General features: G+C 72.6%; 15 protein-coding genes. 8 read left to right on the top strand and 7 right to left on the bottom strand.

Features of this window, described 5'->3' with window-relative positions; genetic code table 11:
- Positions 1-48 precede the first annotated feature (48 nt).
- The 3 genes from ACFWU3_RS23220 to ACFWU3_RS23210 all read left to right on the top strand — a co-directional run bounded on the left by ACFWU3_RS23220 (position 49) and on the right by ACFWU3_RS23210 (position 3,133).
- Complete coding sequence (locus ACFWU3_RS23220) at positions 49-1,299, top strand: extracellular solute-binding protein (RefSeq protein WP_384440718.1); 1,251 nt, start codon at positions 49-51, stop codon at positions 1,297-1,299.
- A 134-nt stretch (positions 1,300-1,433) separates the two neighbouring features.
- Positions 1,434-2,267 carry a GNAT family N-acetyltransferase gene (locus tag ACFWU3_RS23215; RefSeq protein ID WP_384440715.1) on the top strand — a complete coding sequence of 278 codons (834 nt, stop codon included), beginning with the start codon at positions 1,434-1,436 and terminating at the stop codon, positions 2,265-2,267.
- Positions 2,264-3,133, top strand: coding sequence for a lysophospholipid acyltransferase family protein (locus tag ACFWU3_RS23210; RefSeq protein WP_384440711.1), 870 nt, complete (start codon positions 2,264-2,266; stop codon positions 3,131-3,133). Before ACFWU3_RS23215 ends, ACFWU3_RS23210 begins: the two co-directional genes overlap by 4 nt.
- Here ACFWU3_RS23210 and egtD read toward each other — a convergent pair.
- Genes egtD through egtA form a run of 4 tightly spaced genes read right to left on the bottom strand, consistent with a single transcriptional unit; the run spans position 3,028 to position 7,329 of the window.
- Positions 3,028-3,990, bottom strand: a complete 963-nt coding sequence (egtD, locus tag ACFWU3_RS23205; protein ID WP_384440708.1) for an L-histidine N(alpha)-methyltransferase — start codon at positions 3,988-3,990, stop codon at positions 3,028-3,030. The genes ACFWU3_RS23210 and egtD overlap by 106 nt on opposite strands.
- Entirely contained in the window at positions 3,987-4,742 is a 756-nt protein-coding gene (gene egtC, locus ACFWU3_RS23200; protein WP_384440705.1) for an ergothioneine biosynthesis protein EgtC, read from the bottom strand. The genes egtD and egtC overlap by 4 nt, the downstream gene beginning before the upstream one ends.
- Positions 4,742-6,058, bottom strand: coding sequence for an ergothioneine biosynthesis protein EgtB (gene egtB, locus ACFWU3_RS23195; protein ID WP_384440702.1), 1,317 nt, complete (start codon positions 6,056-6,058; stop codon positions 4,742-4,744). Before egtB ends, egtC begins: the two co-directional genes overlap by 1 nt.
- Entirely contained in the window at positions 6,055-7,329 is a 1,275-nt protein-coding gene (gene egtA, locus ACFWU3_RS23190) for an ergothioneine biosynthesis glutamate--cysteine ligase EgtA (protein ID WP_384440699.1), read from the bottom strand. The genes egtB and egtA overlap by 4 nt, the downstream gene beginning before the upstream one ends.
- 136 nt (positions 7,330-7,465) lie before the next feature.
- Between egtA and ACFWU3_RS23185 the strand changes: the two genes are divergently transcribed.
- Positions 7,466-8,407 carry a TIGR02452 family protein gene (locus ACFWU3_RS23185; protein ID WP_384440696.1) on the top strand — a complete coding sequence of 314 codons (942 nt, stop codon included), beginning with the start codon at positions 7,466-7,468 and terminating at the stop codon, positions 8,405-8,407.
- On the opposite strand, the gene ACFWU3_RS23180 is transcribed toward ACFWU3_RS23185, so the two are convergent.
- On the bottom strand, positions 8,392-8,859 hold the full coding sequence (locus tag ACFWU3_RS23180) for a type II toxin-antitoxin system PemK/MazF family toxin (RefSeq protein ID WP_384440693.1): 468 nt from the start codon (positions 8,857-8,859) through the stop codon (positions 8,392-8,394). The genes ACFWU3_RS23185 and ACFWU3_RS23180 overlap by 16 nt on opposite strands.
- 144 nt (positions 8,860-9,003) lie before the next feature.
- On the bottom strand, positions 9,004-9,702 hold the full coding sequence (locus tag ACFWU3_RS23175) for an alpha/beta fold hydrolase (RefSeq protein WP_384440690.1): 699 nt from the start codon (positions 9,700-9,702) through the stop codon (positions 9,004-9,006).
- A 1,034-nt stretch (positions 9,703-10,736) separates the two neighbouring features.
- Between ACFWU3_RS23175 and ACFWU3_RS23170 the strand changes: the two genes are divergently transcribed.
- On the top strand, positions 10,737-11,759 hold the full coding sequence (locus tag ACFWU3_RS23170) for a LacI family DNA-binding transcriptional regulator (protein WP_384440687.1): 1,023 nt from the start codon (positions 10,737-10,739) through the stop codon (positions 11,757-11,759).
- 89 nt (positions 11,760-11,848) lie between these two features.
- On the top strand, positions 11,849-12,118 hold the full coding sequence (locus ACFWU3_RS23165; RefSeq protein ID WP_313942722.1) for a hypothetical protein: 270 nt from the start codon (positions 11,849-11,851) through the stop codon (positions 12,116-12,118).
- A 273-nt stretch (positions 12,119-12,391) separates the two neighbouring features.
- Here ACFWU3_RS23165 and trxA read toward each other — a convergent pair whose 3' ends face one another.
- Positions 12,392-12,787 carry a thioredoxin gene (trxA, locus tag ACFWU3_RS23160; RefSeq protein WP_384440684.1) on the bottom strand — a complete coding sequence of 132 codons (396 nt, stop codon included), beginning with the start codon at positions 12,785-12,787 and terminating at the stop codon, positions 12,392-12,394.
- Between the two features lie 151 nt (positions 12,788-12,938).
- On the opposite strand from trxA, the gene ACFWU3_RS23155 reads away from it, so the two are divergent.
- Positions 12,939-14,369 carry a dihydrolipoyl dehydrogenase family protein gene (locus ACFWU3_RS23155; RefSeq protein ID WP_384440681.1) on the top strand — a complete coding sequence of 477 codons (1,431 nt, stop codon included), beginning with the start codon at positions 12,939-12,941 and terminating at the stop codon, positions 14,367-14,369.
- A 115-nt stretch (positions 14,370-14,484) separates the two neighbouring features.
- Positions 14,485-14,835 carry a VOC family protein gene (locus ACFWU3_RS23150; protein WP_384440678.1) on the top strand — a complete coding sequence of 117 codons (351 nt, stop codon included), beginning with the start codon at positions 14,485-14,487 and terminating at the stop codon, positions 14,833-14,835.
- Positions 14,836-14,872: the final 37 nt, after the last annotated feature.

The raw sequence follows: 14,872 nt of genomic DNA, 5'->3' as shown, positions 1-14,872 counted from the left end.
CCCCCATGTCGGGTCCGCTCCCGTGTCCTCTCGCCGAAGGTGACCGCCGTGAAGAACTTCCGTGCCCTGTCCGTCGCGCTCGTCTCCGCGCTCACGCTCACCGGCTGCGGGGTGATTCCCGGCACCGGATCGGATACGCGGACCGTGCGGATCTGGCTGATGCAGGACAGCGTCTCCGACGACTTCCTGAAGCGGTTCACGACCTCGTACGAGAAGGACAACCCGTCGGTGGAGCTCGACGTCACCTTCCAGGAGTGGACCGGCATCGGGAAGAAGGTCATGGCCGCGCTGGAGAGCGGCAAGGGGCCCGACATCATCGAGGTGGGCAACACCCAGGTCGCCCAGTACGCGGAGAGCGACGCCCTGCTGGACCTCACGCTGGAGTCCGTACGCGACCTCGGCAACGAACAGTGGCTGCCGGGACTCGCCGAACCCGGCAGCATCAACGGCTCCCAGTACGGCATCCCCTGGTACGCGGCCAACCGCGTCGTCATCTACAACAAGGACCTCTTCGCGGACGCCGGGATCAGCGCGCTTCCCAAGACCCGGGCCCAGTGGCTCGACACCTCGGAGCAGCTCGACGACAACGGCGTCCAGGGCATCTACCTCTCCGGCCAGGACTGGTACACCCTGTCCGGATTCATCTGGGACGAGGGCGGCGATCTGGCCGTCGAGCGCGGCGGCGACTGGCAGGGCACCCTCGACACCCCGGCGGCGCTGCGCGGCATGGCGTTCTACAAGGAGCTCCAGGCACACGGCGACGGGCCCAAGGCCGCCGACGAGCAGACACCGCCCCAGGCGGAGGTCTTCGCCCAGGGCGATGTCGCCCAGATCATCGCCGTGCCCGGCGCCGCGACCGTCATCGAGAAGGCCAACCCCGATCTGAAGGGCAAGCTCGGCTACTTCCCCGTGCCCGGCAAGACGGCCCAGAGACCCGGCGCCGTCTTCACCGGCGGCTCCGACCTGATCGTCCCGGAGAAGGCCCGCGAACGGGCGGCGGCCATCGAGGTCGTCAAGGCGCTGGCCGGGACGCGCTGGCAGACCGATCTCGCCCGCACCATGAACTACGTCCCCAACAAGACCACCCTCGCCGGCGTGCTCAAGGGCGAGGAGGGCACGGCCGCGATGGCCGTCGGAGCCGCGCAGGGCCGGGCGACCCCCAACTCTCCGCAGTGGGCCGAGGTCGAGGCCGACAACCCGATCAAGACCTATATGACCGCCGTCCTCCAGGGGAAGAACGCTGCTCGCGCGGCGCGGCAGGCCTCCGAGCGCATCACGGACGTCCTCGCACGCGGGTGACACCCCGGCATTCAGCCGTCGCACATCCACTCTCCGCCGGGCTGTCATGTCGAATCCAGCCGGCCACGGAAGAAGTAAGGAGCCGGCCGCCGCACCGGCGGTCCGTCCCCCTCCGTCCGGCACAGGAGACAGCCATGCCCGCATCGTCAGCCGTCGTCGCCGCCCCCCTCCCTCTCCCCGCCCCGGCCCCCACCGCGCTCCCCACCCGGCTCCCCGAGGCCGGCGCGGAGGCCGAGCAGCCCCGGTACGTCGTCTCGCTCGCCCGCGACCAGGAGGACGTCCGTGCCGCCCAGCGGCTGCGCCACCAGGTCTTCGCCGGCGAGATGGGCGCACGGCTGGAGGGGCCGGAGCCGGGTCTGGACATCGACGCCTTCGACGCGTACTGCGACCACCTGCTGGTGCGCGAGGCGGACACCGGCGAGGTCGTCGGCACCTACCGGCTACTGCCGCCCGACCGGGCCAGGGCGGCCGGGCGGCTCTACTCCGAGACCGAGTTCGACCTGGCCCGGCTCGCGCCCATCCGCGACGACCTCGTCGAGGTCGGCCGCTCCTGCGTCCACCCGCAGCACCGCAACGGCGCTGTCATCGGCCTCATCTGGGCCGGGCTCGCCCGCTACATGACCCGCACCGGACACAACTGGCTGGCCGGCTGCTGCTCGATCCCGCTCGCGGACGGCGGCACCCTCGCCGCGGCCACCTGGTCCACGGTCCGCAGCAAGAACCTGGCCCCCGAGGAGTACTGGGTCACCCCCCACAAGCTCTGGAACGCCGACACCGTCGCCCTCCCCGGCGGCCGCACCGAACTGCCCGCCCTGCTGCGCGGCTACCTCCGCCTCGGCGCCTGGGTGTGCGGGGCGCCCGCCCACGACGCCGACTTCGGTGTCGCCGACCTGTACGTGCTGCTCTCGCTGCGCCGCACCAACCCGCGCTACCTGAACCACTTCCTCTCGCTCGCCCCCGGACGATGAGCGTCTGGCTCCCCGGCGCACCCTGCACCCCCGCCGGATGCGCCACCCACCAGGGCCCGGTGGCCGGCAGGATCACCGCGGTCGCCCGGCTGACGGCAGGACTGCTGACCGCGCTCGCCGGCATCCTCGTCGGTCCGCTGGTGGCGCTGCTCGCCCTGGTACTGGGCACCCGGTTCCGGCATCTGGCGACCCGCTGCTGGACCCGGGCGGTGCTGCGCGCCTTCGGTGTGCGCCTGCGGATCGTCGGCCGGCCCTACGCCCCGCGGGGCTCCCTCGTCGTCGCCAACCACATCTCCTGGCTCGACATACCGCTGATGGCCACCGCCCTGCCGGGGCGGATGCTGGCCAAGACGGAGGTCAGACACTGGCCCGTCCTCGGACCGCTCGCGGCCCGCGGCGGCACCTTCTTCCTGGAGCGCGACCGGTTGCGGACGCTCCCCGCGACCGTGGCCGAGATGGCCTCCGCGCTCCGCCAGGGCGCCCGGGTCATCGCCTTCCCCGAAGGGTCCACCTGGTGCGGGCGTGAGCAGGGCCGCTTCCGGCACGCCGTCTTCCAGGCCGCCCTGGACGCCGGCGCGAGCGTGCAGCCCGTCCGCATCACCTATCTGCCCACCGGCGCGGCCGCCTTCGTCGGCGAGGACTCGCTGCCCGCGTCCCTGTGGCGGGTCGTGGCGGCCGGTGAACTCACCGCCGAGATCCGGCTGCTGCCGGCCATCCCCGCGGGGACCTTCCCCGACCGCCGCTCACTGGCCCGCGCGGCTCAGCAGGCCGTGGCCAGGGACAGCGCGAACCTGCCCTCCCTGTCCGTCCACCAGTTCGTCAACTCCATGCCCGCCGCCGCCAGTTCCGTCCGCACACCCTCCTGACGGAACTTCGCGGAGACCTCGGTGCGCATCTCCTCGCCCTCCTCGAAGGCGACCACGAGATTCAGTTCGGGAATCTTCACGCTCAGGGCGTGACGCGCCCGCAGCCGCATCTCGATCCACTCCTCCTGCGGGTCCCACCGCGCCACATGGTCGAAGTCGGCGGGATCGACGTCCGCGCCCAGCTCCCGGGCGAGGACGTTCAGGACGTTCTTGTTGAAGGCGGCCGTCACCCCCGAGGCGTCGTCGTAGGCGCGTACCAGCACGTCCTCGTCCTTCACGAGGTCCGTGCCCAGCAGCAGCGCGTCCCCCGGATCGAGCAGCGACCGCACCGAGCTCAGGAACGCCGCCCGCTCGGCCGGCAGCAGATTGCCGATCGTGCCGCCGAGGAACGCGACCAGCCGGGGGCCCGGAGTGCCGGGCAGGGCGAGCCCGCCGGTGAAGTCGGCGATCAGGGCGTGTACGTCGAGGCCGGGATGCTCCTCCAGCAGCGCCTCGGCCGCACCCCGCAGGGCACTCTCGCTCACGTCGACCGGCACATAGCTGTGCAGCTCCTTCAGCTCGTCCAGCAGATGACGCGTCTTCTCCGAGGAGCCCGAGCCCAGCTCCACCAGCGTCCGGGCCTTCGTTGCCGCGGCGATTTCCGCCGAGCGGTCGATCAGGATCTCCCGTTCGGCGCGGGTGGGGTAGTACTCGGGCAGCCGGGTGATCTCCTCGAACAGCTCGCTTCCACGGGCGTCGTAGAACCACTTCGGCGGCAGTGTCTTGGGCGTGCGGGTGAGCCCGTGCAGGACGTCGCCGCGCAGCGCGGCGTCGGTGGCGTCCTCGGGCAGGGTGCGGGTCAGGAGGAACGGGCTCACGAAGTGGGCTCCTTGAGCGGTGTCAGCAGGACATCGGTACGGGTCGCGGCGAGGAGTGTCCGGTCGGGCACCTCTCGCCAGTGCGGATCGTCGTCGTACGGCTCCGAGGCCACGACCGTGCTGCGGCCGGGCTCGGCGAGGTACCACAGGGTGTCGCCCCAGGCGCTCGCCGCGATCGTCTCGCCGTCGGTGAGCAGGAAGTTCAGCCGAGAGTCCGGTGCGGCCCCGGCCGCCTCGTGGATCGTCTCGGCGATCGCCTGGCCGGGTTCGTCGCCGTCGCGCAGCCTGCGCAGCACCAGGGCCCACAGCAGCGCCGAGTCGCAGCGCGACTCCAGCGAGAGCAGATCGGTGGCGGGCAGCGAGAGGGAGAGCGGCGCCATGGAGCGCGGCCAGCCCCGGACGGCCCCGTTGTGGCTGAACAGCCAGGGCCCGGAGGCGAACGGAGCCGCGGCGGCCTCGCCGTCCGCACCGGCCTCCGTGGCGTCCCGGACGGCGGCGAGCACCGCCCCGCTGCGGACGACCCGGGCGATGTCGGTGAACGACAGGTCCGCCCAGATGGGTCCGGTGCGCCGGTAGCGTGCGGGCACCGGATCGTCCTCGGCGTACCAGCCGACGCCGAATCCGTCGGCGTTGACCGTCCCGTACCGCTGGCGGCGGGGCGCCCACGACTGCCGCAGCAGACCGTGCGCCGGTTCGGCCAGCAGCTGCCCGAGCGGCAGCGGCGGGCCGAGGTAGGCGATATGACGGCACATCAGGCGACATCCTCGTGGCCGGCGGCGTCCCGAGCGGTGCGGAAGCCGGAGAAGATCTGACGCCGCACCGGGAGGTCCCAGTTGCGGAAGGTGCCGCGGCAGGCCACCTTGTCGACGGCGAACGATCCGCCGCGCAGCACCTTGTGGCCGCTGCCGAAGAACACCTCGGAGTACTCGCGGTAGGGGAACGCGGCGAAGCCGGGGTAGGGCAGGAAGTCGCTCGACGTCCACTCCCACACATCGCCGATCAACTGCCGTATTCCGAGCGGGGACTCGCCCTCCGGGTAGCTGCCGGCGGGGGCCGGACGCAGATGGCGCTGTCCCAGGTTGGCCTGCGCGGGCGTCGGGTCCGCGTCGCCCCACGGGAAGCGCCGCGAGCGGTCGGCCTCCTGGTCGTGGCGGGCGGCCTTTTCCCACTCGGCCTCGGTCGGCAGCCGCCGCCCGGCCCAGCGGGCGTAGGCGTCGGCCTCGTACCAGCTCACATGGAGCACCGGCTCGTCCCTCGGCACCGGCTCCGTGACGCCGAAGCGGCGGCGCAGCCACTGTCCGGCCTCCCGCCGCCAGAACAGCGGCGCGCCGATGTCGTTCCGGCGGATCTGGTCCCAGCCCTCGGCGGCCCACCAGCGCGGGTCGTCGTAGCCGCCGTCCTCGATGAACGCGATGTAGGCGCCGCAGGTCACCGGCACGGTGTCGAGATGGAAGGCCGGCACGTCGCGCCGGTGCGCGGGCCGCTCGTTGTCCAGCGCCCACGGCTCTGTCGAGGTGCCCATGGTGAACGGGCCACCGGGGACCAGGATCTCGTCGGCCAGGCCCTGCGTACCGCCCGCCGGGGGTTCGGGCGCGCTGAGCGCCGCCGGGCCCTTGCGGAGCTGGTGGGTGATGAGCATGGTCTCGTCGTGCTGCTGCTCGTGCTGGGCGATCATGCCGAAGGCGAAGCCGGAGTCGGTCAGCGGATCGGTGCCCTCCAGCGGGGTGCGCTCGAGGATGTCGAGGACCCGGCCGCGTACGTCGGAGGCGTAGGTGCGGGCCTCGGACGGGGCGAGCAGGGGCAGGGTCGGCCGCAGCGCGCGGGGGTGCTCGAAGGCGTCGTAGACGGAGTCGATCTCCGGCCGCAGAGCCTCACGGCCGCCCACGGTCCGCAGCAGCCACTGTTCTTCCTGGTTGCCGATGTGCGCGAGGTCCCAGACCAGCGGGGACATCAACGGCGAGTGCTGGGCGATCAGTTCGTTCTCGTCCACACAGGTGGTGAGTCCGGCGGTGCGGTCCCGGGCGGTGATCAGCGCGTCGAGAGCGCGTCGCCTGAGGTCGTCGGTCATGAGCTCGGTTCCTTCCCGAGTGACGGGATGCGCAGATCGTCGGCGGGACATCGGCCCCGCAGGACATGGCGCTCGTTGAAGGCGGCGACCGCTTCCTGCACCGCGGTGGAAGCGCCGATGCGGGGAAGCGCCTCCAGGGCGACGCCGAAGCAGGTGACGGCCGCCGCGTGCAGTTCGGGGTCGGTCAGTCCGTTCCGGGCCGCGCTCGTCCACAGCGGATTGCACGGCGCGGGCAGTGGACCGGCGTACTCCGCCAGCGGTTTGACGGCGCGGTAGACGGTCTCGGCCGCCTCGGCGTCGTCGAACAGGGCCGTGGTGACGGCCAGCGGCACCATCCAGCCGTTCTCGCCCGGCTGGGCGTCGATCATGCGCAGTTCGAGATGGCCACGCGGCCGCACGGGCGGGAACAGCGTGGTCAGGTGGTAGTCGAGATCCTCGCGCGTCGGCGGGCGCGGACCGCCGGAGCGCAGCCACTGACGGAAGGTGAGCCCCTCCGGCCGTGCCCAGGGTCCTTCGGACGCCCGTACACACATCACGGGTGCGTCCAGCGCGTGCGCCGTCCAGGCCGCCCGCGGTTCCCGGTCCAGGGGTGGTGACAGCGGTCGTACGGCGTCCAGTTCGGCCCACACGGCCTGGCGCGTGGAGCGCCAGCCGGTGTAGTGGCCCGCCTGCGCGGGGGAGTTGGCGAACGCGGCGGTCAGCACCGCGCCGAGCAGATGCGCGAGCTGCCAGCGTCTGCCGTGGCCGAGCGGTCCCGGCTCCTCGTTGCCCGCGTCCAGACACACCTGGACGGAGGCGGAGGTGCACATCATGGCGCGGCCGGCGGGGCCGGTGCGGTCGAGGAAGGCCTCCATGGCCTCGTACCGGGGTTCGTGGAGGAGCCGGCGCGGCGTCTGCCACGGGTCCAGTCCGTACCCGGCGAGGGTGAGACCCGCCGGCCGGAGCACCGCGCGTACGGCGTCCAGATCGGCGGCGACGGAGTCGATGCACTCCGTCAGGGAGGCGGCGGGGAGCGAGCTGAGCTCCAGCTGGCCGCCCGGTTCGAAGGTCAGGAGCGAGTCGAGGTGCAGGGACCGTACCCGGTCGTAGGCCGCCGTGAGGCGGTCGGCCGGCACGGGGACATCGGGTCTGTCCTGGTCGTGTACGAGCCATTCCAGTTCCACACCCACGGTGCTGGGCGGGCCGTTCTTGAAGCAGATACATCGAAGGAGATCTTCTGCTTCTCCCTCGTCCATCGGCCGGCCGTAGTCGCCGGGATCAGGTGGGTGCATGATCCGCTCCTCCTTCGAAGGCACTCTGCCAACCTAAGGCCAGCGCCGCAGGTTCGCACAAGAGTGCCCTTGGGGCCCGTGTGGCGCACATAAATCCGATTGCCCCACCTGTCGCCGCTCACCCACGATGTGGCGCATGAGTGCACGACTGCGGGGGATCGCCAAGCACACCCAGGAGATCGTTGAAATCGGCCACTACTTCGCGACCGACGGGCGCCGCGTGGTGATCGCACCGGATCTGGCCGCCGCCCTGGAGGGGACCCGGATGTTCGGGCCCGGGAGCGTGCCCGTCACCACGGACAGCGGCCGTACGACGGTCTTCGAGGTCACCGGCGAGAGCAGTACCCAGGCCGCCCACCGGCTCACCGCCGCGGACGCCGCACCGGTCGCCGTGCTGAACTTCGCCTCGGCACGCAACCCCGGCGGCGGCTATATGAACGGCGCCCAGGCCCAGGAGGAGGCGCTGTGCCGGGCGTCCGCCCTCTACAGCACGCTGCTGCGCGCCCCCGAGTTCTACGCCCACCACCGCGCGGACCGCGATCCGTTCTACTCCGACCGGGTCATTCACTCCCCCGGCGTACCGGTCTTCCGCGACGACCGCGGACGGCTGCTCGACACGCCGTACACCGCCGGTTTCCTCACCTCGCCCGCACCGAACGCCGGGGTCATCACCCGTCGCACACCCGAGCAGGCCCACCGCATCCCGGCCGCGCTCGCGGCCCGCGCGGAACGGGTCCTGGAGACGGCCGTAGCGGCCGGGTACCGCAGGCTCGTGCTGGGCGCCTGGGGCTGCGGGGTCTTCCGCAACGACCCGGGCGCGGTGGCGGGCGCGTTCCACGCGCTGCTCACCGCGGACGGACGATTCGCGGGCCACTTCGAGCATGTCGTCTTCGCGGTCCTCGACCGCACGCCGGAGGGTGCGACCCTCGCGGCCTTCCGCCGGGCGTTCGCCGGTAGCTCCAGCCGTAGCGCCGGGCCTTTGTCGGTCGGGTCCAGCCGTAGCGCCGGGCCTTTGTCGGTCGGGTCCAGCCGTAGCGCCGGGCCCCTGCCGGTAGCTCCAGGTCAGCTCCAGCCGTAGCGCTCCCGCAGCCGCGCGACGACCGCATCGAACCGCGGCCGCGGCAGCGCGCACGCCTCGCGGCGCATACCGCTCTCGTGGACGCGCAGCACACGGTCGAGGTCGACCCACGACTCCCGGCCCGCGCTGTCCCACGGGCCGACGCCGATCGGCACCCACTCGCGGTCGTGGTCGTGCCGCCTGCTGGAGAGCTGTACGGCGAGCAGCGTGCCACCGGGCTCCCTGGCCACGACGAGCACCGGGCGGTCCTTGCCGCGACCGTCGTTCTCCTCGAACGGCACCCAGGTCCACACGATCTCGCCGGGGTCCGGGTCACCGTCGCGGTCCGGCGCGTACGACGTGCGGACCGGACCCACCTCGGCGGGGTCGGCCTCGGTCGTCGCACCCGGACCGCCCCGGCCGGGCTGGGCGAGGTCGTCGGAGGAGTCGGAGGAACCGCGGAAGATCGTCACGCGCCCCACGGTAGGGCCTCGCCGATCCGGAGGTCCCCGGCGGGTGCGGGGAGCCGTCCGGGCGGCGCACGGCCGAGGCGGCCGTCGCCGTCGGCCGGTCGGACCTGCACCGGCCCGACACAGGGAACCCGAGTGCGCCGCGCGTCAGACCCAGCCGTCCAGCGCAGTCATGAAGCCGTCGAAGTCGTCGCGGTGGATGGTGTGCCCGGCGCCGGGCACCGTCCGCACCTCGAAGCCTCGTGCGGCGAGCAGTTCCGCCCGCTCGGAGGGAACGAGGAGGCTCGGGTCCGCGAGCGCGACGAGCGACGGGACGACCGGCCCGGCGGGCAGGAGATCCGTGCCGGCGAGACCGGTCAAACCGTAGGCGGTGTCCTCGTCCCAGAGCCGCAGGGTCTCCAGCTCGATGCCGACGTCAGCCTCGTCCCAGCGCGGACTGGCGGCCCGGATCTGCTCCCGGGTCAGGGTCTTGGCCCGGGCGAAGAGGTCGGGACGGTAGCCGTCGTCGCCGTCCGGCAGATGCCATGCGGGATCCGCGTACACGGCTCGTTCCGGTGCCAGCTGCCGTACCGCCCTCGACAGGGCCAGACCGCCGAGCGAGTGGCCCAAGGCCACCTCCGCCCCGGCGGGCAGCGTCTCCACGAGGTCGTCGGCATGGTCCTGGAGCGTGTAGCGGTCAGCTCGGCCGCTCGCACCGTGACCGCGCAGATCGACGCCGAGCACACGGTATCCGCGCGCGGCGAGCGCGGGGCCGACCCGCCGCCAGGTGCGGTGGTCGGCCATGATGCCGTGGACGAGCAGAGCGAGACGGTCGCCCGTCCCCCAGGTCGTGGTGTGGAGCTGCACGGTGATGCCTTTCGGGTGGCGGGCGGTGGGCGGTCGAGCGGGTCGAACGGTTGAACCGGCCGTCAGGAAACGGGAGTTCGGGTGGGTCGGTCCCGGGCGGATCGCTGTGGTCGAGAACAGCGTGGCGGTACGGCGGCTTCCCGATCCGGGGCCGGGGCATGGATCGGGCTCCGGCCGCCGAGGACGGACAGAGCTGGTGCCGGCGGCCGCGGGACCGGCTCCCCGCCACCCGCGTCCGACGCCGGCCTCGAACCTGTGCGGCGGCCGACCCGAGTCGACGCGGACCCGACGCCGGACCCGCGGCGATCCGCGACCGCGGGACCGGTCCCGCGGAGACGGACCGAGGACAGCGAGCTGCGCCGACCGCGTCGCTCCGGCACCCGACGCCGAGCCGATCCGCGCGGTCGCAGGCCGGTCGCGTGTCGACCCGCACGCGACACCGGACCCGAGTCGATCCGCGACCGACGCCGGACCCGAGCCGCCCCGGCACTCGGCGCCGGACCCGAACCTGTGCGGCGGCCGCCGCCGGGCCGGCCCGAGCCGACGCGGACCCGACGCCGGACCCGCGGCGATCCGCGACCGCGGGACCGGTCCCGCGTCCGCCCCGGCACGCGACACCGGACGCGCCAACCAGCCGTCAGAACACGGGAGTTCGGGCCGAAGATCAGACCGAACTCGGCCACGTTCCGGGACGGATCGATCGCCCCGGCCGGCCGGCCGCGGCGGACCGCCGGGACGCCGTCCGAGAGCGCTTACATCGCGGCGCTCCGCACGGCTCCTCGCGGCCACGGGCTTCCGGCGGATTTCGGCGGTCCGGTTTCGAGGGGTTTGCGGAGCCGCCAGGCCGGTCCCGGCAGCCGAGTCGGCGGAGCCGGGAGACCGCGCGGTCACACTGGCCTCCGGATGAGGTGAGGAAGCGGGGGTGCCGACCGAGGATGGCGCGTGTCACTGACGCGTGTAAACCCTTTCTGGCGCTCGTTTCCGGCCATCCACCGGACAGCGTTCGGCACCGTTCTGGAAGGATGCCGAGGGCGATGAGCCAGACACCCAAGCAGTCCGCAGAACGCCCCGTTCCCACCAGCGCCGATGTCGCCCGGCTGGCCGGAGTTTCCCGGGCCACCGTCTCCTACGTGCTCAACAACACCTCGGCCGTGCGCATCAGCGAGCCCACCCGCCGACGTGTCCGCGAGGCCGCCGAAGAACTCGGATATGTCCCCCACGCCGCCGCCCGCAGCCTGCGCGCCGGGCACACCCGGATGGTGCTGCTGCCGACCGCTCACGTCCCGGTCGGGCCCCTCTACAGCCAGTTCTTCAACGAACTCCAGTGGGCGCTGCGCCGGCTCGACTACACCGTCGTTCAGTACGGCAGCCTCGGACTCGAGGGTGACGAGGCGGCCAGGGCCTGGGCGGAGCTGCGGCCGGTTGCCGTCGTCTCCTTCGGGGAAGTGGCCCTCACCCGCCACAGCGTCGACGTACTCAAACGCTCCGGCGCCAAGGCCGTCATAACCCTCGGCCCGCGACGGGTCGATGGCGCGCACTCGCTCGTCATGGACCAGAGCGAGATCGGAAGCTGCGCGGTGTCGCACCTCGTCGCACGCGGTCGACGGGCCATCGGGGTGGTGATGCCCGAGGAACCGGGCCTGGAGCTGTTCTCCGAACCGCGGCTCGAAGGCGCACGCAGGGCGGCCGCGGTCGCCGGCGCCCGCATCGAGCCGCTGCCCCTGTCGTACGACGAGGAGTCGGCCGCGGCGCTCGCCGCCCGCTGGCGGGAGCTGGGGCTGGACGCGGTGTACGCGTACAACGACGAGCACGCCCAGCTTCTGATGCGCGCCCTCCAGGACGAGGACATCGATGTCCCGGGCGCGACTGCCGTCATCGGCGCGGACGATCTGCTGCTCGGCAGGCTCCTGCGGCCGCGGCTGAGCACGGTGCACATCGACATGGTGACCGGCCGCCGGCTGGCCGAGCTGGTCGACAACATGGTCCGTGAGCCGGGCGACGAGCCGGAGATCCACGACCTGATGGGCGCCCGGGCTGTGCACCGCGAATCCAGCTGACCCATCGCCGTCCCCCCCGGCGCACCTGGCCGCCTCGCGGTCCGGCGGACGACGTGCGCGCCGGGCGGCGGGTGGTTAGCGTCACGTGCATGACCAGCGATCCGCAGCGCTTCGAAATCCTGGTGGTGCCCGAGCACATCGAGGGCGACGATCATGCCTCCCTGGCCGGGGCCGCCATCCGGTCGGCCATCGTCGCGGCGACGGGCGACCGGGGCGAGTCCGGCTATCCGCGGTACGTGGGCCAGGGAGTCGAGGCCGACATCGACCCGGCCACGCGGACGGTCGAGGCGCTTCTGGTCGACGGCGCGGAACTGGACTACGGCCTCTCGGCGCGCGTCGTCGAGCCGAAGAGCCTCTGACGACACGACACGACACGACACGACACGACACGACACAGCGCAGCACGACGCGACACGGCGCGACTCCCGTCGGCACCGCTCGAAGCGGCACCGCTCGAACCGGTGCCGCCGCAGCGGGCAGCCCGGCGGCACCGTTGACCCCGGCCGCGCCGTTGATGTCGCGCAGTCGCGGAAACGACCCGGACATGCCTGTGGCCCCGGACATGCCTGTGGCCCCGGCCGTCCGGCCGGGACCACAGGTGAGGCGGTGCCTCGTACGGGACGGGAGCCGCGTCAGGCCTCGGCCGCGCCGTCCGTTCCCGCCGCCTTGGCCTCGGCGGCCTTGATCGACTTGCGGACCTCGTCCATGTCGAGGGCCCGCGCCTGGCCGATGACGTCCTCCAGCGCGGCCTCGGGGAGGGCGCCGGGCTGGGCGAAGACCGCGACGTTGTCACGGACGATCATCAGCGTCGGGATGGACTGGATCTCGAACGCGGCGGCCAGTTCCTGCTGGGCCTCCGTGTCGACCTTGGCGAAGACCAGGTCGGAGTGACGCTCGGCGGCGCCTTCGTACACCGGAGCGAACTGCTTGCAGGGGCCGCACCAGTCCGCCCAAAAGTCGATCAGGACGAAGTCGTTGTCGCTCACGACCTGATCGAAGTTCTCCTTGGTGAGCTCAACAGTGCTCATGACGTACTACCTCTCCCTGATGTTCGCTGGTGTGTCGTCCCGGAGGGAAACCCCGGTCCGTCAGCTGCCCCGCACAACCGTGCCCGGGACCTTGCTATTCCTGCCCCTGCCCATGTGGCCAGGACGCACACCCACCACCAGACTGGCCCCCATGACGGAAGCTGTGGAATTCGACGTCGTCGTGCTGGGCGCGGGCCCCACCGGCGAGAACGTGGTGGACCGGCTCAGGGCCGCGGGCCTGAGCACCGCCGTGGTGGAAAGCGAGCTGGCGGGCGGCGAATGCTCGTACTGGGCGTGCATGCCCAGCAAGGCGCTGTTGCGTCCCGTGACCGCCCGTGCGGAGGCGCGCCAGGTCCCGGGGCTGCGCCAGGCGGTGCAGGGACCGTTGGACACCGAGGCCGTGCTGGCCCACCGGGACGAGAAGGCCGCACATTGGAAGGATGACGGCCAGGTCGGCTGGCTCGAATCGACGGGCGCCCGCTTCTACCGGGGCCAGGGCCGACTCCACGGCCCCAAGAAGGTCGTGGTCGACGGTCCCGAGGGCGAGCACCATGTCCTGACCGCCCGGTACGCGGTCGCCGTGTGCACCGGCAGCCGCGCGGTCCTGCCCGATGTGCCCGGCCTGGCCGGCGCGAAGGCGTGGACCAGCCGTGAGGCGACCAGCTCCCACACCGTGCCGGGACGGCTGATCGTCGTCGGCGGGGGAGTCGTCGGGGTGGAGATGGCCACCGCCTGGCAGGCGCTGGGTTCCCAGGTGACCATGCTGATCCGGGGCAGCGGCCTGCTGCCCAGGATGGAGCCCTTCGTGGGCGAATACCTCGCGGAGGCCCTCACCGAGGCCGGCGTGCAGATCCGGTTGGACGCGGAGGTCGCGTCCATCGAGCGCACCGGGGGAACGGGCCCCGTCAGGGCGGTGCTGGGCAGCGGGGAACGGATCGAGGCCGACGAGATCCTCTTCGCCACCGGCCGGGCGCCGCGGACCGAGGACATCGGCCTCGAGACGGTGGGCCTGGAGCCGGGTTCGTGGCTGACGGTCGACGACACCTGCCGGGTCGAGGGGAGCGACTGGCTGTACGGAGTCGGTGACGTCAACCACCGCGCGCTCCTGACCCATCAGGGCAAGTACCAGGCGCGCATCGCCGGGGCGGCCATCGCGGCCAGGGCGAGCCAGGTGCCGTTGCTGGAGACCGACCGCTGGGGCGCGCACGTCGCCACCGCGGACGTGGCGGGCGCCCCGCAGGTCGTGTTCACCCACCCCGAGGCCGCGGCCGTCGGACTCTCGCTCGCCGAGGCCGAGGCTGCCGGATACCGGGTGCGTGCCGTCGACTACGAGATCGGCGACGTCGCGGGCGCGGGCCTGTTCGCCGACGGATACCGCGGCCGCGCCCGCATGGTGGTCGACCTGGACCGCGAGATCGTTCTCGGGGTCACGTTCGTCGGCCCCGGCGTGACGGAGCTGCTGCACTCGGCGACCGTCGTGGTGGTCGGGGAGGTACCGCTCGACCGGCTGTGGCACGCGGTGCCCGCTTACCCCACGATCAGCGAGGTGTGGCTGCGGCTGATGGAGACCTACCGCGGCTGACGCCGGCCGCGGACCGCGGTCCGTCCGCCGGTGGCCGTCGCAGCCCCTCCCGGGGCCCGGCACCGTGACCGGCCCGGGCCCCGGCACCCGCCACCACTCCAGGGAGGAACCAGCCATGTCCGTACGCCGCGTGGTGCCCGACATCCACACCACATCCCTTGCGGAGAGCCGGGAGTTCTACGGCCTCATCGGCCTGGAAGAGGTGATGAACCTCGGCTGGGTCATGACGCTCGCGTCACCCGGCAACCCGACGGCCCAGATCTCGTTCGCCACCCACGAGGAGACCGCCCCGGTCGAGGCCGACATGAGCATCGAGGTCGACGACGTGGACGCCGTGCACGCGGCGATGGTCGAGCGGGGAGCGGAGATCGTGCACACGCTGCGGGACGAGGAGTGGGGCGTACGCCGCTTCTTCGTGCGCGATCCCAACGGACGCGTGGTCAACGTGCTCAGCCACCGCAGCTGACCCCACGGCGCCGCGGGAGCCGACCCGGCGCCACCCC

The sequence above is a fragment of the Streptomyces sp. NPDC058685 genome (assembly GCF_042714725.1).
In the GTDB taxonomy this organism is placed as follows: Bacteria; Actinomycetota; Actinomycetes; order Streptomycetales; family Streptomycetaceae; genus Streptomyces.
The sequence above is the reverse complement of the archived record's forward strand: the minus strand, read 5'-3'. Positions and strand labels throughout refer to the sequence as shown.